Raw genomic sequence first — 24,889 nt, forward strand, 5'->3', positions numbered from 1 at the left:
CGGGGGATAAAAAAGATGGTCTGAACGGACGATGAAAAAAACACAGGGCACGTGGAGCATCGCGCCAACTAGAACAAAACCGGGAGCACCCGCAGTGAATCAATCCACCCCCGTGACATGGCGAACGCACTACGCGTTGTTCGTGCTCGCCAGCATCTATGTGTTCAACTACATCGACCGCCAGCTGATGGCGATACTGATCGAACCGGTGAAGCTCGAATTCGGTATTTCCGATACCGGCATCGGCCTGCTTTCGGGGGTGACCTTCGCGGTGTTCTACACCGTGTTCGGCTTCCCGCTGGGGCGCCTGTCGGACCGCATCGGGCGCAAGCCGGTAATCGCTTTCAGCTGCATCGCCTGGAGCCTGATGACCATGCTCTGCGGTATGGCCGGCAACTTTCTGACCCTGGTGCTGGCGCGGATCGGCGTGGCGGTGGGTGAAGCCGGCGGCACGGCGCCGTCGGTGGCGATGGTCTCGGATTTGTACCCGGCAAACCGCCGCTCCACTGCTCTATCAGTACTGATGCTCGGTTCCAGCCTGGGGGCAATCGTTGGCCTGGGCCTGGGTGGCTGGATCGCCCAGCACCAAGGCTGGCGCTACGCTTTCCTGCTGATCGGCGCTCCCGGAATCTTCCTTGGCCTGCTTCTGCTGCTGACCGTGCGTACACCCAAACCCTTAGCGGCGCTAAGCAACGACGCGGCGCAACAGGATGGTTGGCTCAAGACTCTCGTCGAGCTGTTTCGCATGCCCTCTTTCCTGTGCCTGGTACTCACCGGCGGCGCGGCGGCGATTGCCGGTTACGCCATCGGCACCTGGAGCCCGAGCTTCCTGATCCGTTCCCACGGCCTCAACCTGCAAGAGGCCGGGTTCCTGGTGGGCGTGGTGGGCGGCACCGGATCGACCATCGGCACCCTGGTCTGCGGCATGCTCACCGACCGCATGGCGCGGCGCGATGTCGGCTGGCAAATCGGCGTACCACTGCTAGGCACGCTGATCAGCATTCCCTTCGCCCTTGCGTACTTCCTCTGGCCCCAGGGCACAGCGTTCTACATCGGCAGCATCGCCGTGCCGCAAGCGTTCCTGTTCTACAGTGCCTTCGGCTTCTTCGGTGTGTGGTGGGCAACACCTTGCCTGAGCGCCATTACCCACCTGTTCCCGGCCACACGACTGGCCCAGGCCACGGCGATTTTCGTGATGTCCATGACCCTCTTGGGTGTCGGTGTCGGGCCATTGTTGGTGGGCATGCTCAGCGACTTCTTCGTGCCGACCCTGGGCAGTGAGTCCCTACGCTATGCCCTTGCTTCGTCAGTGTCATTGCTGGTGCTGGCCAGCGTGTTCTTGACACTGGCGCTGCCACGTTACCGCCAACAGATGAAGGATCCCGCCCCGCTCCTCACACCGGTTCAGGCCGCCACTGCCTGACCTGTTTTCCCGCAACACCACGCCGCTGCAACCTTGCCAGGTTCCAGCGGCTTTTTAATGAGGATCACCATGAGTATCAGCGCCATACACATCAGCAACCTGCTCTACCGATACGCCGAATGCCTGGACGATGGTCAATTGGTCGAAGCCGCAGAGCTGTTCCGTCATGCCCGCATCAAGGTACAAAGCCAGCCAGTCTTCCTTGATCACGCAGCCCTGCTAGGAATCTGGCAGCAACGAATCAAGATCTACCCCGGCGGTACACCCCGTACCAGGCACATCATCAGCAACCCCAATATCGAGATCGACGAAACCGCAGGAACTGCAACAGTTCGCTCTTGTTACACCGTCCTGCAAGCCACCGACACCCTGCCCCTCCAACCCATCGCCAGCGGGCGTTATCTTGATGAGTTCGAACGTGTCGACGGGGTATGGCGATTCAGCTTTCGTGATTATTCGCAGCTGGACATGATCGGGGACTTGAGTTGGCATTTGTTAACGTAGGAGCCAGGCTTGCCCTAATGCCGATCAGTTAAGCAATTTATGCGGCAACGCAATTTTTGTAGCAGCTGGCGAAGCCTGCGTTCGGCTGCGCAGCAGTCGTAAAACTTGAGTTTACGGTCTTCCTGAAACACTGCATCGTCTGATTTCGCGACTGCTGCGCAGCCGAACGCAGGCTTCGCCAGCTGCTACGGATCGCGTTATGGCTTAACTGATCGGCATAAGGCTTGCTCGCGAAAAACGATAACGCGATGCAGCAGGTACACCGCCGAGACCGGCTCACGGAATGGGTGGGATGACGCAAACGACAAAAAGCCCCACCGGATACCGATGGGGCTTTTGTTATTGCAAAGACCTGGGTCTTAGCGCCCGATAGCCCGCGCCGCATCTGCCGTGTATTGGTCCGGAGTGAATTTGCCTTCGTTGAGGATCGGACCTTTCTTCGACTCGTTGGTCATGCCGTAGCCGGTGTACTGCCCAGAGTTCAAGTCCATGAAAAACTGCGAACCGGCCTGCCAGCCGCTCATGTCAGGGTGGTAGTAATAGTTGACCATGGCGTGTTTCCACAGTTGCCCACGGGCGTCGTAGTTGTCCGCCATCACCGCGTTCCAGGTGTCTTCGTCGATGAACAGCACGCGCTTGCCATAGACATGGCGATAGCCTTCCTTCAAGTCGGCTTCCAATACCCACACGCGACGCAACTCATAACGCATCAAATCGGGATTGGGATGGTTGGGCGTCAGCATGTCGGCGTGCTTGACAGTCCCAGCGTTGGTCTTAAAGGTGTTGGCCGGACTGTAGATTTCGCGCTTGCCGATTAGTTTCCAGGTGAAGCGCTCCGGTGAGCCGTTGAACAAGCGGTCCTCGTCGACGGTCATGGTGCCGTTGGTGCCGATCATCGGCTGGTCGTAACCATATCCCGGCAGTTGTCGCACACGCCGGGTCGAGGGGCTGTAGGACCACGCCTGACGCGACTCGACGGCGAAGTTGTAGGGTTCATGGGCAATACTGAGTGTGCCGTTGTCGCGCGCCGGTTTTAGGGTCATGTTGTTACTCATGGCCTGAATTTTGCCCTCCGTAGTGGGTTCGACGGTTGGCGAGTTGGCCTGCGACAGGTTACGTGCATAGGCACGTCCCCAACCGATGCTGCCATTGGGCAGGACCGAAGCCAGATCGCTGGTTTTTTCTTCGGTGTAGGCACGGGCCGGCAGTTGATGGTTCCACAGCAGCTCCATACCGTTCTTTGGAATCGGGAACGGCACCTGGCCCAATCCTTCGAAACCTGCACCGTCGTTGACCAACTTAGCGTGCAGCGCGTTGTCCATCGCGCGACGGCAGACGTAATCCGGGTAGCGGAAATCCCGATGGCCTGGGTAAATGTTCATCTTGTAGGTGTTCGGGTACTTCTTCAGCAGGGCCTTCTGTCCTTCGGTCAGGTGCGACTCGTACTGGCCCATGTTCTGCGCGGTGATCACAAGGATCGGCTTCTCCGTCGCATAGGGATCAACCGGTTGGTCACCGGAAAATTTCACATGATTCCAGCCCGGCACTTCACCCAGGTACTTGCCGGTATACGGCGGAATGGTGCCCTCGGCGTTACCGGCTTGTTCGGCGCCGACACAGGTCAGCTCCTTGCCCAATTTGGCGGCTTCCTGAGGTGACACCGCAGCGTTCGCATAACCCATCAGCCCGCTATTGGCTGTGACTGCGACCGCGAGCATGAGACCTGTTCTTGTTATTTTCATGTAATGCCTCCTTCGCTGATAAGGCTTTGTGATTTAGACCCATTGTTCGTGTTCTGCCGGCCCCTACATCGTCCGGAAAGACTAAGGAAGCGTTATGCGCCCAACTTTTCTTGCAGTTGTGCCTTGAGCACCTTGCCAGTGGCATTGCGTGGCAAGGGTTCGAGTACCCGATAGACCTGCGTCGGCACCTTGTAGGCAGCCAGGCGCTCGGCGATGAATACGCAGATTTGAGCCTCCTGGGGCAGCGTCGATGCCATGCCATGCACGGCCAGGCCCACCGTCTCCCCCAGCAGAGGGTCGGCGATGGCAAATGCAGCCGCTTCCAGGACTCCGGGCATATCGAGTACGCACGTCTCGATTTCAGCGGCGGAAATCTTTTCGCCACCCCGGTTGATCAACTCCTTGACCCGGCCAGTGATATTCAGGAAACCCTCATCGTCGAGGTAGCCGATATCGCCGGTGTCGAGCCAACCGTCGCGCAGACTTTGCGCAGTGGCCTCTGRCAGATTCCAGTAAGCGCTCATCAACGTCGGCGAACGCAGCCAGATCAGCCCGCGATTACCCGCAGGCTGCGGCTGGTGCGGATCGTCGCCAATGCGGATGTCGACAATCGGCAAGGCCCAACCCGCCGTCGCCGGCTTGTATATGAACGGATCGCCACCGATGGCAGCGCCGATACCATTGCTTTCGGTCAGGCCGTACCCGGCACCGCCAATGACGTCGGGCTTGATCTTGAGCATGTTGTCCAGCACCCCGGCAGATGCGGCTCCCCCCCCCAAGCCAAGGCCGAACAGGCTCGCGGTGTGTTCGCTGGCAAAGCGCGGTGAGGCCAGCAGTTGCTGCATCATCACCGGCGCTCCATTGAACTGGGTGCAACGCTCGTCGCGGATCRGATCCAGCGCCTGCTCCACATCCCACTTGTACATCAGTAGCAAACGCCGCCCCCCGCGCAAGGCGGAAAGGAACTGCGCATGCAGGCCACTGACGTGAAACATCGGCACCGCTGCAAGGGTAGTCGGCGGATAGCCGCTGTTGATCACCACGCCGATTCGTTTGGGCGAGCTCACGGCGCAAAACGCGCCCTGGAAATCCAGGGCAAAGAGCGCTTGGCAAATTGCCCGGTGACTGGATACAGCGCCCTTGGCACGGCTGGTGGTGCCCGAGGTGTAGAGGATGAGTGCCGGCGTATCGGGATCTATTTTCAGCGCTGGCGTGGGCAATACCGGGGCGCTGATCAGGTCCTCGAAACGCAGGCAGTGTCCGGATAACGAATCGCCCTGAGCCCCGACGACAATGGTCGCCCGATCCTCACGCGCCAGATCTTCTTGCAGGGTATCGAGACGGGCTTTGTCGCACAGCAGCAGGCGCGAACCGCTGTCCTGCAGCGCGTATTGCAATTCATCGCGCAGGCCCCAACTGTTCAGCGGCACACACACCGCACCGCAGCGCTGAATAGCGGCAAAGGACACCAGCCACGCTGGCTGGTTGCGCATGGCTATCGCTACCCGCTCGCCCGGCTGCAAGCCGAAACGGGCAACCATCTGCCCGGCCAGGCGGTCGACCTGATCGAAGAATTGAGTGAAGGTCAGGCGTTGCGATTGCCAGATAAGGAATTCTCGTTCGCCGTGGACTCGACCGGCGTCGATCACCTGCTGCAAGTTGTGCGCGGCGTGACGGAAGTAGCGTGGCGCGCCGTCATCGGGCGTCACCACTTCAAACGGCGCGCCGGGGGCGATCAGGTCGCGCCACGCGGATTGCCATCGTGCAATGCTCATTTTTATTTTCTCCAGGACAGCCGGGGTGCACACCAGGAGGCATGCAATGGGGCCAATGTCAGTCGGTCACGCGACATCCCTGTGGGAGCGAGCTTGCTCGCGATGCCGGCGTGTCAGTCGATATCAGTGCCGACAGTTGCACCGCTATCGCGAGCAGGCTCGCTCCCACAAAGGTTGACTCGCTGCAGGCTTCTACTTGTTCTACGTGTGGGCGCAATAACGCTCACAATGGAAATCCCTATCGCCCAGGCAGCTCTGGGCAACGCGGACGCGCTTGAGGTACAGGCCGACATCCAGCTCGTCGGTGACGCCAATGCCGCCGTGCATCTGCACGGCTTCGTTGGCGACTTTGATCGCCGTGTTGCCGGCCTTCCACTTCGCCAGGCTGACCAGTCGAGCGCGTGCCGGAGCATCGAGACTGACGTCATCCAGCGTCGCCAGCGCGGCCATCAGAGCGCTGCGGCTGAGCGCGAGATCGACGTACATTTGAGCGCAGCGATGTTGCAGGACCTGGAAGGTGCCAATGGGTGTGTCGAACTGCACGCGGGTCTTGAGGTATTCCAGGGTGGTTTCGAACAGTTGCTCGGCCATCCCCAACAGTTCCGCCGCCAGGCAGGCGCGGCCACGGTCCAGCGCAGTTTCCAGCGCGGCCCAGCCCTCGCCCAAGGTGCCCAGCAGCGCTTCGCTGCTCAATTGCACCTGGTCCAGTTGCAGGCGTGCACTGTTGCGCGAATCGATCAGCGGCAAGGCACTGACGGTCAAACCCTGCGTATCGGCCGGTACCAGAAACAGACTGATGCCTTGCGTCTCGCCCGGCTGCCCGCAAGTGCGTGCCGCCACCACATAGGCATCGGCACCCAAGCCGTCGATCACCCAGAACTTGTCACCCTGCAAGCGATAGCCCTGGCCCTCGGCCTTCGCCTCAAGGGCAATGCGGCTAGGGTCGTGGCGCGAGTGTTCGTCCACGGCCAGAGCCAGGCGCTGTTCACCGCCTATGACCGCTTGCAACCAATGCCTCTGTTGCGCCGAATTGCCCGCCAGGTGCAGCAATGAACCGCCCAGTACCACGCTGGACAACAGCGGCATGGCGGACAGGTTACGGCCCATGGACTCGAAGATCGGTCCCAGCCCCTTGCAACCGAAATCCAGACCGCCGAAGTCTTCTGGAAACGCAATCGCACTCCAGCCCAGATCGACCGCGTCGCGCCATACCTGCGCATCGAAACCCTGTTGCAACGCGCTATCGCGCAGCCGACGCTGAGCACTCACCGGACTGCGACCGGCGAGAAAATCCCGGGCGCTGTCGGCCAGCAAACGCTGGTCATCGTTGTAACGCAGGCTCATGGGGTGACTCCTTTTTTAGCGTCGGGCAAGCCCAGTACGCGCTTGGCAATGACATTCAACTGGATCTCAGAGGCCCCGCCGGAAATGGTCAGCGCATAGCTGTTCAACCAGGAACGGGTTACCGCCTGTTGCTGCTCGCTGAACGCCGGACTGTCCCAACCGAAGGCATGCCCGGCCATGGCATCGAGCAGCACTTCAAACTTGTCGCGCTCCTGTTCGGTGTGCACCAGTTTCATGATCGACATCAGGCCGCCGATGTCATCGCCGGCCCGCGCCTCTTCACCCATGCGCTGCACGGTCAGGTTGTAGGCCTGCTCATTCATCGCGCAGGCCGTGGCCCGCGCCTGCAGAGCATGTTCGCTCTGAGTCTGTGGCGCCGGCAGGTACTCGCGCATCAGGGCCAGCAGGTCGAAGTGCGAAGGCAGGCTGAACTCACCGAATTTCGACATCGCCTTGCGTTCGTGCTGCAACAGGTACTTGGCCAGGTTCCAGCCACCGTTCAACGGCCCGATCAACTGGCTCTTGGGGACTTTCACCGCGTCGAAGAACACTTGGCAAAATGCCGACTTGCCACTGATCAAATCGATCGGCTGCGGCTTGACGCCGGGGCTGCGCATGTCCAGCACGATCAGGCTGATGCCTTCGTGTTTCGGCGCGCTGAAGTCGGTGCGCACCAGGGCATACATCCAGTCGGACTTGTCGCCGTAGGAGGTCCAGATTTTGCTGCCGTCCACCACGAAGTGGTCACCGGCATCGCGGGCGGCCATTTTCAGGCTGGCCAGGTCGGAGCCGGCGTTCGGCTCGGAGAAGCCCTGACACCAGCGCACTTCACCGCGGGCAATGGGCGGCAACAGGTCGCGTTTCTGTTGCTCACTGCCGAAGGCCAGCAGCACCGGCCCGAGCATCCAGATACCAAGGTTGATCTGCGGCGGCCGGCACTTGATGCGGCGCATCTCGCTTTCCAGCACCGCCAGTTGTTCGTCGCTCAGCCCCGCTCCGCCGTATTCCTCGGGCCACTCGGGGCAGAACCAGCGCTTGTCGCGCATGCGTTCGAACCACAGGCGTGCGTCTTCACAGGGAAACTGCGGGTTTTGACTGCCCCACACCACATCGCCTTCAGCCATGCCGCTGCGCATCGACAGCGGGCAGTTAGCCTCCAGCCAGACACGGGTGTCCTGCCGAAATTGCTCGATAGTGCTCATGAAAGTCCCCTTCGACCCGCCCCGGATCCGGGGCGAGTACGGTTTTTGTTTTTGATGGACGAGCGTCAGCGTTGGGTGCGCGGCATGCCGAGGCCAAACTGGGCGATCAGCTCGCGCTGGATCTCGTTAGTGCCGCCGCCAAAGGTCAAGGTCGGCGAACTGCGCAACTCGTATTCCAGCTCACCCTGCAGCAGGGTCGCCGCCGAGCCACTGCGCATCGAGCCATTGGCGCCGAGGATCGCCGCCAGCTTGCGCAGGATCTCGATGGCCGACTCCGAGCCGAACACCTTGGTGGTCGAACTCAGCGCCACGTCCATGCGATCGCGCTCCAGGTCGGCGGCAATGCGCATGTTGATCAGGCGCATCGCTTCCAGGCGCGCATAACACTCGGCCAGCGAGCTGCGCACCCAAGCCTTGTCCATTGCTCGACGGCCCTGTTCGTCACGGGCCCGTGCCCACAGATAAATGCGGCGAAACAGTGCCACCACCTTGTCCGACCAGGTGCCGAGGCCAAGACGCTCATGGTTCAGTTGCGAGGTAATCAGCTTCCAGCCACCGTGCAACTCGCCTACCAGCATCTCGTTGGGTACCCGTACGTTGTCGTAGTAGGTCGCCGTGGTTGGAATGCTCGTGGTGGGAATCAGGGTGTGGGAGAAGCCCGACGTCGTGGTATCGACGATCAGCAGCGAAATGCCTTTGTGCCGCGCCTGGGTCGGATCGGTACGGGCCGCCAACCAGACGAAATCGGCTGATTCGGCACCTGAGGTCCACAGCTTGTTGCCATTGACCAGGAAGCCTTCATCGTCTTGGCGGGCGCTGGTTTTCAGCACTGCCAGATCGCTGCCGGCGTCGGGTTCGGAATAACCAATGGCGAACATGATTTCGCCTGCGGCGATTCCAGGCAGAAAACGCTCTTTCTGCAACTCGCTGCCATGGGCCATCAAAGCCGGGCCGACGGTGCTGATGGTCACGAACGGCAGTGGCGCACCGGCGATGTTGGCTTCTTCAAAGAAGATCAACTGTTCGGTGGCGGCGTAACCCTGGCCGCCATGAGCCTTCGGCCAGCCAACCGCTAGCCAGCCGTCGCGGCCCATCTGGCGGATGGTCTGGCGAAACAGCTCGCCCCCTTCCTTGCCGCGCAACTGCTCGCGCATGTCCGGGGTCATCAGGGCCTGGAAATAGTCCCGCACCTTGTGGCGCAGGGCATGTTGTTCGGGAGTGAGGTCGACGAACATTTGCTGCTCCTTAGGCTGCGCCGAGAATCAGGCCGCTGGTGGGTACGCCGGTGCCGGCGGTGACCAGCACGTTCTGCACATCCGCTACCTGGTTGACCGCCGTACCACGCACCTGGCGCACCGCTTCGGCGATGCCGTTCATGCCGTGGATATAGGCTTCGCCCAGTTGCCCGCCGTGGGGGTTGATCGGCAGTTTGCCGCCACGGGCGTGGTGCCCGGCGCGGATGAATTCCTTGGCTTCGCCGCGTTTGGCAAAGCCGAACTCTTCCAGCTGAGGCAGCACGAACGGGGTGAAGTGGTCATAGATCACGGCGGTCTGGAAAGACTCGGGACCGAGGCCGGACTGGCGATACAGCTCGCGGGCGACCACACCCATTTCCGGTAGCCCGGTGATGTCGTCGCGGTAGAACGAGGTCATGCTCTGCTGGCCGTGGCTGATGCCTTGGGAGCCGGCCTTGATGGTCACCGGTTTCTGCCGAAGATCACGGGCGCGCTCGGCCGAGGTAATGACCATCGCCACGGCGCCGTCGGATTCCTGGCAGCAATCGAGCAGGTGCAGCGGTTCGCAGATCCAGCGCGAGGCCTGGTGTTCTTCCAGAGTGATCGGCTTGCCATGGAAAAACGCCTGGGGGTTGGTGGCGGCAAAATCCCGCGCGGCCACCGCGACCCGGCCGAAGTCTTCGGAGGTGGCACCATAGGTGTGCATGTAGCGCTGGGCAAACATCCCGACCCAGGCCGCCGGCGTATGGAAGCCGTGGGGCATGTACCAGCCGTAGTTGACGTTGTCGAAGGTTGGCGCCGAAGCGAAGCCGTAGCTGCCGGTACCGAAGCGATACCAGGAACGCTCGTTCATGGCCCGATACACCACCACCACTTTCGCCATCCCGGTCGCCACTGCCATCGCCGCGTGCATCACCGGCCCGCAGGCCGCGCCGCCGCCATGGGGCACTTGCGAGAAAAACTTGACGTCCTTGCACCCCAGCAGTCGGGCGATTTCGTATTCCGGGACCTTGTCCACCGAGTAGGAGCTGAAACCCTCGACCTCGGACGGATCGATGCCGGCATCCTTGAGCGCGCTCAAGGTGGCCTCCAGGGCCAGGCGCAATTCGGTGCGTCCGGAGTTCTTGGAAAATTCGGTTGCGCCTAGACCTACGATCGCGGCACGCCCGGAAATCGATGAATCAGTCATCTGTGTCTCTCCGGCTGTCAGGGCAAGACCAGCGCGACCGTACCGGTCACGTGGTTACCCATGGAATTTTTGCCGCTCAAGGTGATTTCCACCGAACGGGTGTCCGCATCAACACCGGTGACGCTGCCATTGAAGGTCATGCAATCACCGGGATAGTTCGGCGCGCCGAGCTTGATTTTCAGCGCGGTGAATTGCGCCAGCGGCCCGGCCCACTGTTCGATGAACCGCTGCACCAGCCCATTGGTGGTGAGGATGTTCATGAACACGTGGGGTGAACCCAGAGCACGAGCTGCCTCCGCGTCGTGGTGACCGGGGAAGTAATCACGGGTGGCAATCGCGCCGCCGTTGATCAGGGTTACCGTGATCGGCACCGCGAGCTCCGGCAGTACTTCGCCGGGGCGCACGTCTTCAAAGCGCTTGGTGTTCTTCGAGGTCATATTTCCATCCCAGCTTGTCGTTATCGTTGAGCCAGTCGCCCAGGCGTTCCAGGTTTGCCGCCGAGCCACCCAAGGCAAGGGACAGGCCGCGACTCCAGTAGAGAAAACGGTGAATCGGGTACGTCAGGTCGACGCCGATGCCGCCATGCACGTGTTGTGCGACATGGCCGATGCGGTGCCCCGCTTCACAGGCCAGCCAGGCAGTGGCCAGCGCTTCACTGGACGCTGGCAAACCAGAATCGATGCGGTAGGCCAGTTGCCACAGCGCCGTGCGTAAGGCTTCGACCGCGATATGGGTATCGGCCATGCTCATCTGCACCGCCTGGAAGCTGCCGATGACGCGCTCGAACTGCCGGCGCTCGCTGACATAGGCCACCGTGCGGCGGATCTGTTCTTCGCTGACCCCCAGTTGCAAGGCCGCTAATGCCGCCACGCTGCGCAGTTCCAGCCAGGCGACGGCCTCGGCCGGCAACAGCGCCCCACCGCTCACGATCAAGCCCTCGATGTGCAGGTCAGCCACCGCTTCGCCGTGGGTCAACACCGCCGACACTCGTTGTATTTCCGGCGCTGACAGGTCCAGCAGCAGCAAGCGCGGCTGACTTTCGACTTCTGCCAACACCAACGCGGCCTGGGACTGATCGCCCAATGCCAGGGCCGCGACCCGGCCGTTGATCGACCAGCCTTCGGCACATGGATGGGCTTGCAACTCGATACCCAGCGCGCTACTCAAGCCATCGACGGACAGACTCAGCAGCGCCTCGCCGGACGCCGCCTTGGCCACCCACCGCGCACTGTCGCCGGCGTCGAAACGCGCAAGGGTCGCGGCCGCCAGTTGATGGCGCCACAACGGCACTTGGGCAAGTGCCTTGCCCTGGGCCTGCAACACCAGCATCAGTTCGGTCATGCCCAGGCCGCTACCGCCATGCTCTTCGGAAATGGCCAGGGCATGCAGTCCGGTCTCGATACACAACGCCCACAACGGCGCCATCATTGGCTCGCCGCTGGTGTCCCACTGACGCATGTAGTCATCATGGCAATGATCGACAAACAGGCCGTCAGCCATCTGCGCAATGGCGCGCTGGTCTTCGCTCAATTCGAAATCCATAGTGGCTCCTATGCCTCTACCGGCCGAAACATAGGCAGGGTCAACTGGTCATCGAAGGTCTGGAACTCGACCTGCAAACGCTGGCCGATCTGCAACTGCTCACGCTCGATACCGACCAATCCGGCGATCAGGCGCACGCCCTCCTCCAATTCAATCAGGCCGATCGGGTTTGGATAATCGAATGGCGGCACTTCGGGGTAATGCATCACCACGAACGAATACAATTTGGCGCGGCCGCTGGCCTGCAGGGTGTCCCAGTCAAAGCTGTGGCACTGGATGCACACCGGGGCTGGTGGATGGCGCAGGGTTTGGCAGGCGGTGCAGCGCTGGATCAGCAACTGGCCCTTCTCGCTGCCTTCCCAGAAGAACCGGGTGTCGTCGCTGATGCCCGGTAGCGGGCGCTTGGCCTTGGCTGGTGCCGGGGCAACCTTGGCCGGAGCCTGGGCATTGGCCGCGCGGAACTTGAATACGCGAAATAGCAACTCGCCCACCGGCTCGTCGCCGCCGGCCTTTTCAACGAAATGACTCATCACCAGGGTGACGAAGAAGCCGGTACCCAGGGCGGTGGTTTTCTCATCGCCTACCGAATCCAGACGCGTGGTGTAGTAGAGTTTTTCCCCCAGACGCACCGGGCGGGTAAAGCTCAGCTCGGAGTTCACCGCCACGGTGGAGGCATAGCCGTAAGCTTCCATTTCCTTGAGCACCTCGTAAGGGTTCTCGTCGGTGGAGCCAGGCGGATAGTTGTTGGCGTGCAGGCCTTCCATGGTCCACACCTGCAACATCGCAGGCGGAGCAATCAGGCCCTCATGTTGGGTGCCCAGGGCAAAAGCAGGAACGGTGTACAGCGGGTTGTCCACGCCCATGACTTCGCACCATTGGCGAATCATCGGGGCATTGACCTCGTCCCAGGCATACACGCGGCCGTACTGGCGCCCCACCAGGGCGCGCACATTGGATAGCAATTGTGGATCAGCCAAAGTCGTCTCCTTCACATTGAAGGCGGCCACCGAACCCGGTCGCCGCAATAGGTCGATCAGGTGGGCAGAACCTGCGCAGCACCGAGAAACGCCGGGCGTTCACCACCGCCATGCAGCAACAGGTTGCAACCGCTGGCGTAACTGGCCAGCGGTGATGCGATGTAGAGGCATGCGTTGGCAATGTCTTCGGCTACTGCCATACGTGCAGCCGGAATGCCGGCAGATACGGCGGCGATACCAGCCTCCGTGCCGTAGTGCAGATGCGCTTGCTCGGTCAGCACCAGCCCCGGGCTGACCGTGACCACCCGCACCTTGGGGCCCCACTCCACCGCCAGCGATTGCACCAACGCCAGCACCCCGGCCTTGGCCGCGCCGTAAGCGGCGGTGCCTGGCGAGGAACGCAGCGCACTGATGCTGCCGATAAAGATGATGCAGCCACCCTGTACCTGTGCCTGCATCAGTCGGTTGGCATGCTGGGCGACGTTGAGTGGCGCGATCAGGTTCAGACCGATGATGCTTTCATGAAACCTGGGCGAGGCCGTAGCTGCGTCGGCGGCAGGGCTGCCCCCGGCGTTGTTGATCACCACGTCGAGGCGCCCGAAATCGCGCTCGATGGTGGCGAACAGTCGTTGCAGGGAATCGTGGTCACGCACATCGGCGGCAATGAAAGTCGCACTCTTGCTACCCAGTATCGGCACCCGTTCAGGTTCGCGCCGAGCACAGACGATCACCCGTGCGTTGGCTGCCAGGAAACCCAGTGCAATACCCGCGCCGATGCCTCTGGTGCCACCGGTGATCAGCACCACCTTGCCGTTGTAATCAAGCCCCGAATGCAGCTCCATCATGTGCTCCTTTCTCTACTGACAAGGGTCACTCTAGGGATGAACTGCGGGCCAAACTACGTCTGAACGGACGATGAAAATTTAACCTCGCGAACAGGACACTGGCGGCCATTCACACCTTGTCAGGTTTCTGAGGATTCCCATGTCCGACTCATCTGCTGCACCGGTTCTGCTCGAACGCCCACTGCCGGGTGTGGCCCTGCTGCGGCTCAATCGTCCCCAGGCGACCAATGCCTTGAGCCTGGAATTGCAGGCGCTGCTGTCGCGTCATTTCAGTGAGCTGGCGATTGATCCAGAGGTGCGCTGCATTTTGTTGACGGGCGGTGACAAAGTGTTCGCGGCCGGTGGCGACATCAACAGCATGGCCGGGGTCGGCGCCATCGATATCTACAAGCGTCACACCGAGCGGGTCTGGGGGCCGATCCAGCACTGCCCGAAACCGGTAATCGCGGCGGTCTGCGGTTACGCTTATGGCGGTGGTTGCGAGCTGGCGATGCACGCCGACCTGATAGTCGCCGGGCGCAGCGCGCGTTTCTGCCAACCGGAAATCCGCATCGGCATCATGCCCGGCATCGGCGGCACACAACGGCTGGTGCGAGCCGTGGGCAAGGTCAAGGCGATGCGCATGGCGCTCACCGGGCAACCGATCAGCGCCGAGGAAGCCTGGGTTGCCGGGCTGGTCAGCGATCTGGTGGACGATGACCAGGTGCAGGTCCATGCCCTGGAACTGGCGCGTGTCATCGCGGCGATGCCGTCCCTGGCAGCCGAGCAAATCAAGGAAGTCATTCTGGCCGGCATGGACGCCCCGCTGGAAGCCGGCCTGGCCCTGGAGCGCAAGGCCAATGCCCTGCTGTTTGCCTCACGGGACCAGAAGGAAGGCATGCAGGCGTTTATTGACAAACGCCCGGCGCAGTTCGAAGGGTACTAGGCGCTCGTCTATCGGGCACAAAACCTGTGGGAGCGAGCCTGCTTGCGATGGGGCCAGCACCTTCAACATCGTTGTTGGCTGACCCGCCGCCTTCGCGAGCAGGCTCGCTCCCACAGAGATTTTGTGTGGGAGCAAGGTCTCAGATACTCATCACCATCTGACCACTATCAATGCGCAACTCGACACCGTTGATCGCCCGAGCCTCGTCGCTAGCCAGGAACAGTACACTGGCCGCTACATCCTCGGGCCGGCACATGCGGTTCATCGGATCGCTGTCGATGGTCAGACGGTTCGGGTCGACGCCCTCGGGGAAGCCACCGCGGGTCATATCGGTAAGCACACCATCCGGATGCAGGGTATTGCAACGGATGCGGTATTTGCGCCGCCGACAAAGCACCGCCACCGAACGCGACAACGCCGCCACAGCCCCCTTTGAGGCACTGTAAGCCAGGTAATCGTCCCTCCCGGCCAAWGCCGCGATGGACGACAGGTTGATGATCGAACCACCGCTGTCCTTCATCAACGCGATGCCTTCGCGACAGCCCAAAAATACGCTGTCGGCATTCACCTGCATCACCCTGTGYCACTGCGCCAGACTGGTTTCTTCAATCGAGCCGCAGATCAGGATGCCGGCGTTGTTGACCAGGATATCCAGACGACCGTAGCGCTCGCGCACATGGTCGATGACCTGGCGCCACTCCGCTTCGCTGCCGACATCGTGACGGATAAATTCTGCATTCGCCCCGATTTCAGCCGCCAGGGCCTGACCTGTCTCGGTGTCCAGGTCGCTGATCAGCACCTGGGCACCTTCAGCCACCAGCAGCCGCACGCTGGCAGCACCAATACCCTTGGCGCCGCCGGTGACCAGCGCGACCTTGCCGTGAACCCGGCCGTGTTTGTTGTGGTGATTGAGGATCATCATGTCATCTCGTGTGCGTGGGTCGCATGGGGTTGCTGGCCGTGCGGACGGGCGACTGCGGCGCCGGCACGACGACCGGAGAACACGCAGTCGGCCAGAGACAGGCCACTGATGTACAAGTGCGAAGGAATCCCCAGGGCACTGCGCCCGGCCGCGTACAGACCACCTATGGCTTGCCCCTGCTGGTCCAGCACCGCGCCGCTGCGTTCATCCACGCGCAAGCCGCCCAGAGTCAGGGCTCCCAGGGGGAACACCGGATTGGTCACAGAGATATCGCAGGCATAGAAAGGCCCCTGTTCAAGTACTTGGCGTCCACCCTCGGACTTGCCGAACGGCTCAGGCGCCTCGCCACGGGCGGCGGCGTTGGCAGCCAGCACCGAAGCACGCAACACGTTGTGGTCCATGGACGTCGCACTGGCCAACTCGCTGAGACTTTTGCCCTTGCGCACCTTGAACAACATCAACGCCAGGGCCGGAAAGCTCTGGAACCACCAATAGCCGCCAAACAGCGCTTCACGAATGGCCTTCTTGCGCAGCGGCGCATCCAGCACCAGCCACGCCTTGCCGCCCTGTTCTTCCATCAAGGGTTGGCCGAGGGTGGCGCCGTAGACTTCCTCATTGCAGAAGCGCCGGCCCTCGCGATTGACCACGATACCTTTGTGCCAACTGTACGGCGGATTGAGGAAACGCCACGCCGATACTCGCTCAAGCCCCGAACCCTGGCCGCCGACACTGGCGCCCAGGCGCAGGCCGCTGCCATCGCAGCCGGTGGCGCCTACCTTGAAATTACGGCGGAACTTTGGCGCGTGCTGTTCCAGCAACTGGCGATTGAAGATGAAGCCGCCGGTGCTCAGGATTACCCCGTTGCGCGCCTGCACCCGGCGCGGCCGGGCGAAATCCCGTTCGAGCTGGCAGACCTTTTTGCGCAATTTGTTGCAATAGCCAGGGGCGAAATTCTGCAATCGTTCAGCGCGGGCAGCCAGTCGTGCATGCAACTGCGCTTCCTTGCTGCCATCGGGCATACACCAAAACTCGGCACCCAGCACCCGCCCCCGGAGATCGATCACCAACCGTCGCGCCGCTGCCTGCAATAACGGCCTCACTCCGGCCTTCAGGCACGCCGCCTTGAGGTGAGCAAAAAGCACAGCGCCGCCTTGCCCCTTGCCCACGGTGCGATGGCCCCGTGGTGCTGGAGACAAGGGACCGATGTGGTCAGGTACCAATTCGTTACCCGAGTAATAGAGGAAGTAGCCGTCGGGTGGGTACGAGGTCTTGCCCCCCGGTGGCATCTGGTGGGCGTAGGGCGCGCCGTGGCTTTCCAGCCACTGCAGGTTGCTCACGCTGTCGGCACAGAAGCGCCACAAGGTATCGTCGCTGACTACACCCCGGGTTTCGTGCTTGAGGTAATCGAACATGGCTTCGGGGCTGTCGTTGAAGCCCGCAGCCTGCTGATGGCGAGTGCCGCCACCGGCATATACCACCCCGCCGCTCTTGGCGCTGGCACCGCCGCCGGTGAAGCGGTCGGCGATCAGCACGTCGGCCCCTTGAGTGCGAGCCTCCAGAGCGGCGCAGGCACCGGCCGCACCCCAGCCGACGACCAGTACATCGCACTGTTCGTCCCAGGTCACGCTGTTACTATCGGCCACTTGCAAGGGCGGCAGCACTTCGGTGCTGGGGATGTTATCGGACATTGACATAACCCCTCCTAACGCTGGCTGGCCAAGTGGTTGGCGGCGACATAGCCGAAAGTCATCGCCGGCCCCAGAGTGCCGCCGGCACCCGGATAGCTGGTGCCCATCACCGACGCCGAACAGTTACCGATGGCGTACAAGCCGGCGATGGTCGTGCCGTCATCGCGCACCACTTGTGCGTGCTCGTTGGTCAACAGTCCTCCCTTGGTGCCGATGTCCCCGGCGTCCAGGCGCATGGCGTAATACGGACCTTTGCGCAGCGGCGCGAGGCAGGGATTGGGCTTGATGTTGCAATCGCCGTAATAACGGTCGAAAACATTGCCACCACGGGCGAAGTCGAGGTCCACACCGGTGCCTGCATAGTCGTTGATCTTGCTGACGGTGGCTTCCAGCCCTGCAGTGTCGACGCCGATCTGCCGGGCCAGGCCGGCCAGGGTGTCGGCTTTCCAATACAGGTTGTTGAGCCACTCTTTGCGCAGGCGGCTGTCAGGCATGACCTGACCGGGCATCAACGGGCCCATGGCGTAGTTGAAACGGAAATGGGCGTCGAAGATCACCCAGGCTGGCACCGATTTTCCGCCGGTTTTTTGATTGTCCCGATGCATAGCATCGACGAATTCCAGGTAAGGCGCCGCTTCGTTGACAAACCGGTGCCCCAGGCCATTCACGACGATAGCGCCGGGGAACGCACGTTCGGCAAAGATCCCCCGCGGTTTGTCTTCTCCCGGCACAGCAATGGTCGGCGCCCACCAGGCCCAATCCAACAACGCGGTGGCTGCGCCCTGAGCCATACCGGCTTGCAACGCCGCGCCGGTGTTGTTGCCCGGAGGTGTTGCGCTCCAGGCCTTGCGGGTTGGCTTGGGCAGGTACTGGTCGCGCAGGAGTTGATTTTGTTCGAAGCCACCCGAGGCCAGGATCACCCCCAGGCGTGCATGCAGTTTCAACTCTGCACCGTCACGCCGCACGGCTACACCGCTGATCCGTCCGTTTTCGGTGATCAGGCCAGAAAAATCAGTATTGAGCCAAAGCGGTACGTCACGGTCCATCAGCGAGCGTCGCAGGGAGGCTACCAACGAACTGCCCAGGGATGCGCGGCGATCCACCTTGCTTTTACGTCGCCATTTGAAGTCCAGTTTATAACGCAGCATCAACTTCATGATCAGCAGGCGCCAGCCGAAACTGCGGGCCATGGCCTTGTGCGCATCGCGCGCCGTCCAGGCGATGCGCCCCATCAGCAGGGTTGAAGGCGACGGCTTGCGCAGGTTCGCCAGCTCCTCACCCAACAGGCTGGTGTCGAAGAGCTCCGGATCCAGGGTTCGTCCACCGGCCAAAGCCCCCGGAAGGTGCGGATAATAATCAGGGTATTTAGCCGCTACCGCGTAGCGCACCCGGCTGATTCGGGTGAGCTGTTCGATCATCTTCGGTGCATTGTCCAGGTAGGCACGCAGGCGCGTGTCATCTACATGCTCGCCCGCCGCCGCTTGCAGGTAGGTCAGGGCCGTAGCGTAGCTGTCGTTGCCGTTCATGCGAGCGAAGTAGTGGTTATTCGGGATCCAGATACCGCCGCCGGAGATCGCCGACGTACCGCCGTACTGGTCGCTTTTTTCCACCACCAGCACGCGCATCCCCTGGTCGGCGAGGAACACCGCCGAAGTCATCGCACCTGCGCCCGAACCGACGACGATCACGTCATAGTGGGTCTGAGACTGAACTTGAGCCGTCATTGTTGTTATGCCATTAGCTGAGGTCAGAAAGAAACCGCCGACCACGCAGGGTGCGCTGGCGGAGTGCAGCCCATGATCAGGGCTGCGGGGGAATGGGTTCATCGTCAAAGTGGACTAGGGGTGATAACGCTTGAGGGTTGTCCGCAAACAAATACACCGCGGCACCTGGTTCGTTTGTAGGGACATGATCATCCCCAAGCGCGTGGGGACGATCATCAGGCCGTTACAGCGTGGCGCGTCGAGCGGCCCACGGATGGGCCTGTTCCAGCTGGCCAGACAGGCGCAGCAGCACGTCTTCGCCACCCAGGCGAGCGGTGAACATCATGCCCACCGGCAGGCCGTCATCGCTCTGTCCAAGCGGTAGGGAGATAGCCGGTTGGCCGCTGACGTTGGCCAGTACCGTGAAGCCGGCACTGCCCATGGCATTGTGGGCGTAGCTGTCCCACGGCTGGTCCAGGGACAACAGGCCAAGTTTTGGGGTCAGGCTGCCGGTGACCGGCGACAGGATCACATCGAAGCGGTCGAAGTGCTGCTCCATGGTTGCGCCAATACTCTCGAACGATTGGCGGGCGCGGTATAGGTCCTCGCCACTGATGCCCTTCGAACGCTCCAGGTTGACCATGGTGATCTTCTCCAGGTCCTGCGCCGTGGCAACCCTTCCGAGCACCTGCTCACGGTCGTGGATCAGGGTCCTCACCGCGGTACCTATCACCATGCCATGGGCACCGAATAACTGTCGTGGATCGACGTTGAGCGTCAACTCGTCGATCTCGTGTCCCAGAGCCAGCAGTTGCTTGATGGTCTGCTCCAGGGTGGCGGCAATCGCCGGCTCAAGCGGCGCACCGGTCAGCGACTGACGCACCACGGCCACACGTAGCTTGCCCGGATCGCGCTGCAATTCCTCTACATACGGTCTCACCAATGGTGGGCACCAATACGCACTGCCCGTTTCATGGCCCTGCCCGACATCAAGGAACAGCGCGGTATCGCGTACCGTGCGTGAGACTACGTTGGCCACACTGGCGCCAAACCAGCCTTCGAAATGCAGCGGTCCGCTGGGGGTGCGATAGCGGCTGGGCTTGAGTCCGACCAAGCCGCAGTACGAAGCCGGAATGCGGATCGAACCGCCGCCATCGGTGGCGTGGGCTACGGGCACGATCCCTGCCGCCACCGCTGCCGCTGCGCCTCCGGAGGAACCGCCTGCGCTCATGGCCAGGTTCCATGGGTTATGGGTCTGGCCCCAGGCCAGGGATTCGGTGGTGGTGGTCAAGCCGAACTCAGGGCAGGTGGTCTTGCCGAATGGCACTGCACCGGCCTGCTCATAGCGGGAGATCAGGGTACTGGTGCGGGTCGCGGGTGGTGAGTCCTTTAGCATCCGGCAACCGTTACTGGTGACGGTGCCCTGCAGGGGAGTGTTGAGATCCTTCAGCAACAGTGGCACGCCGGCCAGGGCGCCCTGATTGTGAGTGCCAGCAGCGCGGCGCTGGGCCAGCAAGGTGCGAGCGTAGGTTTCATGCAGCATGTTCACCGCATTGACCTTGGGGTTGACTTCGTTGTAGCGGGCCAGCGTCGCCGCGATCAGGTCCTCGGCACTCAGTTCGCCGCTGCGGATCGCCTGACTCATCGCCCAGGCGTCCATAGCCTGGTAGTCGCTGGCCGAAAGTCCCGCCGCGCGGGCGTCGGCAAAGCGCCCCAGGAGCCCGACGCCGAAAGCCACGGCCCCGGCCTTGAGCACACTGCGGCGCGGCCAGCCGGTTTCAGGAGTTGTCGAAGAATTGAGTGATGGGTGCTCGTGGTTAGCCATGGTATCGATTGTGCCCTGATTGATTATTTTGAAGACTCACACTGCCCAATAGGAGCCAGGCGACGATAGTAATTGCCTTGCTCTTAAACGAGGCCTACCTCTTGAAACGGGTGGGGAACACTAGCCCCCACACCGAAATCAGTCGGATGTGACACCAGCCAGCATGGCCGCCAGGTAGTGCTCGCCATAGGGCGGCAACAGGCCCCACTCGCGGCGCGGGTCGAGCTCCGATGCCTTGAACACCGTGCGCAAGTGACTGAATTCGAGAAAGCCTTCGCGACCATGGTAATGACCCATGCCCGAGGCGCCGACACCGCCGAATGGCGCATCGTGCATGGCTGCGTGCATCATCACGTCGTTGATGGTGACCCCGCCGGACAGGGTGTGTTCCAGCACGTGACGTTGCTCCCGTGCATCCTCGCCGAAATAATACAGCGCCAGTGGCCGTGGCCTGCCGTTGATTTCAGCGATGACCTGATCGAGGTCGTCATAGCTCAGCACGACAATGGCCGGACCGAAAATTTCCTCGTGCATGATCAGGCTCTCCGGCGCCGGATCAATCACCACCCGCAGTGGGCGACGACGGTCCTGGACATTCATGGCAAGTGGTTCGGGCAGACACTCGATGCGCGCACCGCGCAGCTGCGCATCCTCGATCAGGCCTTCTACTCGGTCCAGATGACGCTGGTTCACCACCGCCACCACATCCGGGTTGCCGGCGACTGTCGGGTTGAGGTCGCGATAAGCACTGCGCAGCGCCTGGAGGAACGGTTCGAGCGAGGCCTTGGGCACGTACACTAGGTCCGGGTTGATACAAATCTGCCCGCCATTGCAGGCCTTGCCCGCCGCGATACTAAACGCAGCCTTGTTCAGGTCGGCGCCGCGCGAAACGATAACCGGCGACTTGCCGCCCAGTTCCAGGGTGACCGGTACCAGGTTTTTTGCAGCGTTGCCCATGACCCGCCGGCCAATCGCCGTGCTGCCGGTGAACACGAGGTGGTCGAAGGGCTCGCTGCTGAACGCCTCGCCCAGTTCCGGCCCACCGTTGACCACCGCCACAACCAGCGAGTCGAGGTGTTCGGCGCACAGATCCGCCACCAGTTGCGCGGTGCGTGGCACCACCTCCGAAGGCTTCAGGATGGCCCGATTGCCGGCTGCCAGAGCCGATGCCAACGGGCTGAACAAGGTGTACAACGGCGCGTTCCAAGTACCAAGGATGCCCACCGTGCCCTTGGGCTGGTGCATGACCCAGGCCGTGGCGCCGAGTTGATCATATGGGCTGAACATCTGGCGCGGCTCGTCCTGCATCCACGCCTGCAGATGATCGCGTGCATATTTGAGCGATGCCAGTGCGCCCAGCACGTCATTCATCAATGAGAAACCGGCAGGCCGCCCGCCGAAGTCCTGGTCGATCGCCGCGGTCAATGCTGCATGGTTGTGGACCAACAGATCGATCACTTGCTGGAGTCGCTGGCGGCGGGTGTCGGCGCTGACAAACCCGGCACTGGCAAAGGCGCTCTTCTGTCGCGCCAGCAGGCTGGAAAGGTCTTCGACGCAAGACGTGGCTGAACTCATTGTTATCCCCTTGCAGGTTGGCTCAATGGCCGTTAGCGCCCCATGCGCAAGGCGCCACCCTAGCCTTGTCAACACCTGCGCCGCCTCGTCCAATCGGACGAGGCCCTGCATTAGTGTTAGTCCGTTGAGACGATGTTTAGCACCTGCAAACGCCTAATACTGGCCATACGAAAACTCCACTCCATGAGGCCAGTCATGGCAATGCAAAACATCAGCTTCGATCCCCAGGCATTTCGTGCCGCGCTCGGCACGTTCACCACTGGGGTCACGATCATCACCACCCAGACCGAAGACGGCTCGCCGGTGGGCATCACCGCCAACAGTTTCAACTCGGTGTCGCTCAACCCGCCGCTGGTGCTCTGGAGTTTGTCCAAGCAAGCACGCAGTCTGCCGATCTTCAGCAACGGCAAGCACTGGAACGTACACGTGCTGTCCACGGAGCAAGAGACCCTGTCGGGACGTTTCGCGACCCAGGGCGAGGACAAGTTCGCCGAGATCGAACTGGACAATGGCATCAGCGAGGCACCGCTACTGCAAGATTGCACGGCACGTTTCCAGTGCCGCACGGCGTTCCAGTACGAAGGCGGCGACCATGTGATCTTTGTCGGTGAGGTACTCGCCTTCGATCACAGCGACCGCGCGCCGCTTGCGTTCCAGAGTGGCCAATACGCTCTGGCCACGCGCAAGCCACGCAGCGAACTGCGACTGGCTACCACCCCGCCGCCACCGGAGTGCAGCTACACCGAGGACTTGCTCGGTTACCTGCTGGGGCGTGGGCACTATCAGGTCCTGAACGTCCTGCGGCAGCTACTGAGCAGTCAGCAGCTGGACGAACAGACGTTTTTTGTTCTTTCGATTTTGTGTATTCGCGACAACCTGACCCTTGAGGAAATCAACACCTTTGTTAACTACACTGGCCGCGAAGTCACGCTGGCCAGCATGCGTTTTCTCGAACGCCAGCGCTTGGTTGCGTTCGAGGGCTCGGCAGACTCATTACGGTTTGTCCTCACGGCCCAGGGCCGCGAGGTTTCAGTGCATCAATTGGCGCTGGCCAAGGCCGTGGAAGAAGACCTCGCGGTCAAGCTCGGCGCGGCCGACGCTCAAGCCTTGAAGGTCCTGCTCAAGCGGCTGATCGTCGTGAGTGACCCCGGCCTGCCTGATCTGTGGGCACCACGGTGACTGCCCGCGAAGGTTTGTTGTCACCGGCCAGGGTCGGCTGGGGCAGCCACGGCTTACTATTGCTGCTGGCCATGGTGTTTGCCGACAACTTCGTCGGGCGACAAATACTGGCGGTCATGGTCGAACCGATCAAATCCGAATTCGCAGTCAGCGACACCGCCATCGGGTTGATTTCGGGATTGGCGTTCGCGGCAGTCTATGCACTCATGGGGCTGCCAGCGGGTCGGCTGGTGGACCGCATGCCGCGTATACGTCTGCTGGCAATGTCCTGTCTTCTCTGGGCCGTGGCGACAATGGCCTGCGGCTTGGCAGGCAGTTTCCTTGCGCTGGCCATTGCGCGCATGCTGGTTGCAGTCAGCGAGTCGCCGACGACTTCGGCCTCGCTGTCGTTGATCGCTGACCTGTATCCGCCACAACGACGCTCATTCGCTATCAGTTGTTTTACCGCCGCACCGACGTTTTCCTCGATCATCGGGTTAAGCATCGGCGCCTGGGTGGTGGAGCACTATGGCTGGCGCAGTGCGTTCGTTGCCCTTGGAGTGCCGGCGCTGGTATTCAGCACCATCCTGGCCTTTGTCGTGCGCGAACCTCAGCGTGGCCGTTGGGACCTTACGCCACACCCCCACACGCCGCCTGCCCTGCTGGGCATGGGCGCTGAAGCACGCAAGCTCTGGGCGTTGCCGGCCTATCGTTGCCTGATCCTCGCAGGAGGACTGACCACGCTCAGCTCCTATGCCATTGGCATGTGGAACACGAGCTTCCTGGTGCGCTCCCACGGCCTGTCATTGCAACACGCCGGATTACTGGCGGGGGTGATCTGCGGTACTTCGGCCGGAATTGGTGGTTTGTTCAGTGGCTGGTTGAGTGACCGCCTGTGCCGTCGCAATCCACACTGGCAGGTTTCGATTCCGATATTCGGCCACTTGGCGGCCATCTGTGCGCTGATCCCCTATCTGCTCTGGTCCGACACTCTGTTGGTGCGCTTGGGCGATGTGCCGATTCCAACCGCCATGCTCTGGTGCGCGCTTTATTCCTTCTTTGCCGTCTGGTGGGTCGCCCCCTCCTACAACCTTGTAACCCAATTGGTGCCACCCGGTCGACGCGGTACCGCCATGGCTCTGCAAACTATTGTCAGCACGTTGCTAGGGGTCGGCATCGGGCCACTGATAACCGGCTTGTTCAGCGATATGTTTCTTCCTCTGTTTGGCCACGAGTCACTGCGATATGCGCTGCTGCTGGTGAACCTGCCGGTAATTTTCGCAGTGCTATTGCTGATGCGCACCGCGAGCCATGC

Annotated in this window: 20 protein-coding genes; 5 read left to right on the forward strand and 15 right to left on the reverse strand. The window is 61.7% G+C overall.

Annotated elements, in window-relative coordinates; all coding sequences use genetic code 11:
- Positions 1–94: 94 nt before the first annotated feature.
- Positions 95–1,423, forward strand: a complete 1,329-nt coding sequence (locus tag AC1DRJ_RS00685) for a spinster family MFS transporter (RefSeq protein ID WP_477800342.1) — start codon at positions 95–97, stop codon at positions 1,421–1,423.
- Positions 1,424–1,492: 69 nt separating this feature from the next.
- Positions 1,493–1,927, forward strand: a complete 435-nt coding sequence (locus tag AC1DRJ_RS00690; protein ID WP_477800343.1) for a nuclear transport factor 2 family protein — start codon at positions 1,493–1,495, stop codon at positions 1,925–1,927.
- Between the two features lie 359 nt (positions 1,928–2,286).
- Here AC1DRJ_RS00690 and AC1DRJ_RS00695 read toward each other — a convergent pair whose 3' ends face one another.
- The 10 genes from AC1DRJ_RS00695 to AC1DRJ_RS00740 form a co-directional block, all read right to left on the reverse strand.
- Positions 2,287–3,669, reverse strand: coding sequence for a DUF1329 domain-containing protein (locus AC1DRJ_RS00695; RefSeq protein WP_477800344.1), 1,383 nt, complete (start codon positions 3,667–3,669; stop codon positions 2,287–2,289).
- Positions 3,670–3,761: 92 nt separating this feature from the next.
- Positions 3,762–5,444, reverse strand: coding sequence for a class I adenylate-forming enzyme family protein (locus AC1DRJ_RS00700; protein WP_477800345.1), 1,683 nt, complete (start codon positions 5,442–5,444; stop codon positions 3,762–3,764).
- Positions 5,445–5,645: 201 nt separating this feature from the next.
- Complete coding sequence (locus AC1DRJ_RS00705) at positions 5,646–6,788, reverse strand: acyl-CoA dehydrogenase family protein (protein ID WP_477800346.1); 1,143 nt, start codon at positions 6,786–6,788, stop codon at positions 5,646–5,648.
- Complete coding sequence (locus AC1DRJ_RS00710; RefSeq protein ID WP_477800347.1) at positions 6,785–7,990, reverse strand: acyl-CoA dehydrogenase family protein; 1,206 nt, start codon at positions 7,988–7,990, stop codon at positions 6,785–6,787. The genes AC1DRJ_RS00705 and AC1DRJ_RS00710 overlap by 4 nt, the downstream gene beginning before the upstream one ends.
- Before the next feature lie 65 nt (positions 7,991–8,055).
- Positions 8,056–9,225 (reverse strand): acyl-CoA dehydrogenase family protein, encoded by a 1,170-nt coding sequence (locus tag AC1DRJ_RS00715; RefSeq protein ID WP_477800348.1) that lies wholly within the window; start codon positions 9,223–9,225, stop codon positions 8,056–8,058.
- A gap of 10 nt (positions 9,226–9,235) precedes the next feature.
- Positions 9,236–10,414 carry a lipid-transfer protein gene (locus AC1DRJ_RS00720; protein WP_477800349.1) on the reverse strand — a complete coding sequence of 393 codons (1,179 nt, stop codon included), beginning with the start codon at positions 10,412–10,414 and terminating at the stop codon, positions 9,236–9,238.
- A gap of 17 nt (positions 10,415–10,431) precedes the next feature.
- A complete protein-coding gene (locus AC1DRJ_RS00725) occupies positions 10,432–10,851 on the reverse strand; it encodes a MaoC family dehydratase (RefSeq protein WP_008020997.1) in 420 nt (139 codons plus the stop codon).
- A complete protein-coding gene (locus AC1DRJ_RS00730) occupies positions 10,823–11,956 on the reverse strand; it encodes an acyl-CoA dehydrogenase family protein (protein WP_477800350.1) in 1,134 nt (377 codons plus the stop codon). The genes AC1DRJ_RS00725 and AC1DRJ_RS00730 overlap by 29 nt, the downstream gene beginning before the upstream one ends.
- A gap of 8 nt (positions 11,957–11,964) precedes the next feature.
- Entirely contained in the window at positions 11,965–12,933 is a 969-nt protein-coding gene (locus AC1DRJ_RS00735) for a bifunctional MaoC family dehydratase N-terminal/OB-fold nucleic acid binding domain-containing protein (protein WP_477800351.1), read from the reverse strand.
- Between the two features lie 56 nt (positions 12,934–12,989).
- Positions 12,990–13,775, reverse strand: coding sequence for an SDR family oxidoreductase (locus tag AC1DRJ_RS00740; protein ID WP_477800362.1), 786 nt, complete (start codon positions 13,773–13,775; stop codon positions 12,990–12,992).
- Between the two features lie 142 nt (positions 13,776–13,917).
- On the opposite strand from AC1DRJ_RS00740, the gene AC1DRJ_RS00745 reads away from it, so the two are divergent.
- Entirely contained in the window at positions 13,918–14,703 is a 786-nt protein-coding gene (locus AC1DRJ_RS00745) for an enoyl-CoA hydratase (RefSeq protein ID WP_477800352.1), read from the forward strand.
- A gap of 139 nt (positions 14,704–14,842) precedes the next feature.
- Here the strand turns inward: AC1DRJ_RS00745 and AC1DRJ_RS00750 are convergent, their stop codons facing one another.
- The 5 genes from AC1DRJ_RS00750 to AC1DRJ_RS00770 form a co-directional block, all read right to left on the reverse strand.
- A complete protein-coding gene (locus AC1DRJ_RS00750; protein WP_477800353.1) occupies positions 14,843–15,625 on the reverse strand; it encodes an SDR family oxidoreductase in 783 nt (260 codons plus the stop codon).
- Positions 15,622–17,319, reverse strand: a complete 1,698-nt coding sequence (locus AC1DRJ_RS00755) for an FAD-binding protein (protein WP_477800354.1) — start codon at positions 17,317–17,319, stop codon at positions 15,622–15,624. The genes AC1DRJ_RS00750 and AC1DRJ_RS00755 overlap by 4 nt, the downstream gene beginning before the upstream one ends.
- An 8-nt stretch (positions 17,320–17,327) precedes the next feature.
- Positions 17,328–19,037 carry an FAD-binding protein gene (locus AC1DRJ_RS00760; RefSeq protein WP_477800355.1) on the reverse strand — a complete coding sequence of 570 codons (1,710 nt, stop codon included), beginning with the start codon at positions 19,035–19,037 and terminating at the stop codon, positions 17,328–17,330.
- A 223-nt stretch (positions 19,038–19,260) separates the two neighbouring features.
- Positions 19,261–20,841 carry an amidase gene (locus AC1DRJ_RS00765; protein ID WP_477800356.1) on the reverse strand — a complete coding sequence of 527 codons (1,581 nt, stop codon included), beginning with the start codon at positions 20,839–20,841 and terminating at the stop codon, positions 19,261–19,263.
- Positions 20,842–20,979: 138 nt separating this feature from the next.
- Positions 20,980–22,527 carry a coniferyl aldehyde dehydrogenase gene (locus AC1DRJ_RS00770; protein ID WP_477800357.1) on the reverse strand — a complete coding sequence of 516 codons (1,548 nt, stop codon included), beginning with the start codon at positions 22,525–22,527 and terminating at the stop codon, positions 20,980–20,982.
- Between the two features lie 84 nt (positions 22,528–22,611).
- On the opposite strand from AC1DRJ_RS00770, the gene AC1DRJ_RS00775 reads away from it, so the two are divergent.
- Together AC1DRJ_RS00775 and AC1DRJ_RS00780 are read left to right on the forward strand one after the other, a co-directional pair.
- Positions 22,612–23,595 carry a flavin reductase gene (locus AC1DRJ_RS00775; protein WP_477800358.1) on the forward strand — a complete coding sequence of 328 codons (984 nt, stop codon included), beginning with the start codon at positions 22,612–22,614 and terminating at the stop codon, positions 23,593–23,595.
- Between the two features lie 17 nt (positions 23,596–23,612).
- Positions 23,613–24,889, forward strand: a 1,277-nt coding sequence (locus AC1DRJ_RS00780) for a spinster family MFS transporter (protein ID WP_477800363.1), incomplete at its 3' end; no start/stop codon positions are given.

Source organism: Pseudomonas sp. P5_B2 (assembly GCF_056400445.1).

What these genes read in the sequence shown, in the direction of transcription:
- AC1DRJ_RS00690 (WP_477800343.1), top strand. Translation starts at nt 1,493, where the DNA reads ATGAGTATCAGCGCCATACACATCAGCAACCTGCTCTACCGATACGCC.
- AC1DRJ_RS00695 (WP_477800344.1), bottom strand. Translation starts at nt 3,669, where the DNA reads ATGAAAATAACAAGAACAGGTCTCATGCTCGCGGTCGCAGTCACAGCC.
- AC1DRJ_RS00705 (WP_477800346.1), bottom strand. Translation starts at nt 6,788, where the DNA reads ATGAGCCTGCGTTACAACGATGACCAGCGTTTGCTGGCCGACAGCGCC.
- AC1DRJ_RS00710 (WP_477800347.1), bottom strand. Translation starts at nt 7,990, where the DNA reads ATGAGCACTATCGAGCAATTTCGGCAGGACACCCGTGTCTGGCTGGAG.
- AC1DRJ_RS00715 (WP_477800348.1), bottom strand. Translation starts at nt 9,225, where the DNA reads ATGTTCGTCGACCTCACTCCCGAACAACATGCCCTGCGCCACAAGGTG.
- AC1DRJ_RS00720 (WP_477800349.1), bottom strand. Translation starts at nt 10,414, where the DNA reads ATGACTGATTCATCGATTTCCGGGCGTGCCGCGATCGTAGGTCTAGGC.
- AC1DRJ_RS00725 (WP_008020997.1), bottom strand. Translation starts at nt 10,851, where the DNA reads ATGACCTCGAAGAACACCAAGCGCTTTGAAGACGTGCGCCCCGGCGAA.
- AC1DRJ_RS00730 (WP_477800350.1), bottom strand. Translation starts at nt 11,956, where the DNA reads ATGGATTTCGAATTGAGCGAAGACCAGCGCGCCATTGCGCAGATGGCT.
- AC1DRJ_RS00740 (WP_477800362.1), bottom strand. Translation starts at nt 13,775, where the DNA reads ATGGAGCTGCATTCGGGGCTTGATTACAACGGCAAGGTGGTGCTGATC.
- AC1DRJ_RS00745 (WP_477800352.1), top strand. Translation starts at nt 13,918, where the DNA reads ATGTCCGACTCATCTGCTGCACCGGTTCTGCTCGAACGCCCACTGCCG.
- AC1DRJ_RS00755 (WP_477800354.1), bottom strand. Translation starts at nt 17,319, where the DNA reads ATGTCAATGTCCGATAACATCCCCAGCACCGAAGTGCTGCCGCCCTTG.
- AC1DRJ_RS00760 (WP_477800355.1), bottom strand. Translation starts at nt 19,037, where the DNA reads ATGACGGCTCAAGTTCAGTCTCAGACCCACTATGACGTGATCGTCGTC.
- AC1DRJ_RS00765 (WP_477800356.1), bottom strand. Translation starts at nt 20,841, where the DNA reads ATGGCTAACCACGAGCACCCATCACTCAATTCTTCGACAACTCCTGAA.
- AC1DRJ_RS00770 (WP_477800357.1), bottom strand. Translation starts at nt 22,527, where the DNA reads ATGCAGGGCCTCGTCCGATTGGACGAGGCGGCGCAGGTGTTGACAAGG.
- AC1DRJ_RS00775 (WP_477800358.1), top strand. Translation starts at nt 22,612, where the DNA reads ATGGCAATGCAAAACATCAGCTTCGATCCCCAGGCATTTCGTGCCGCG.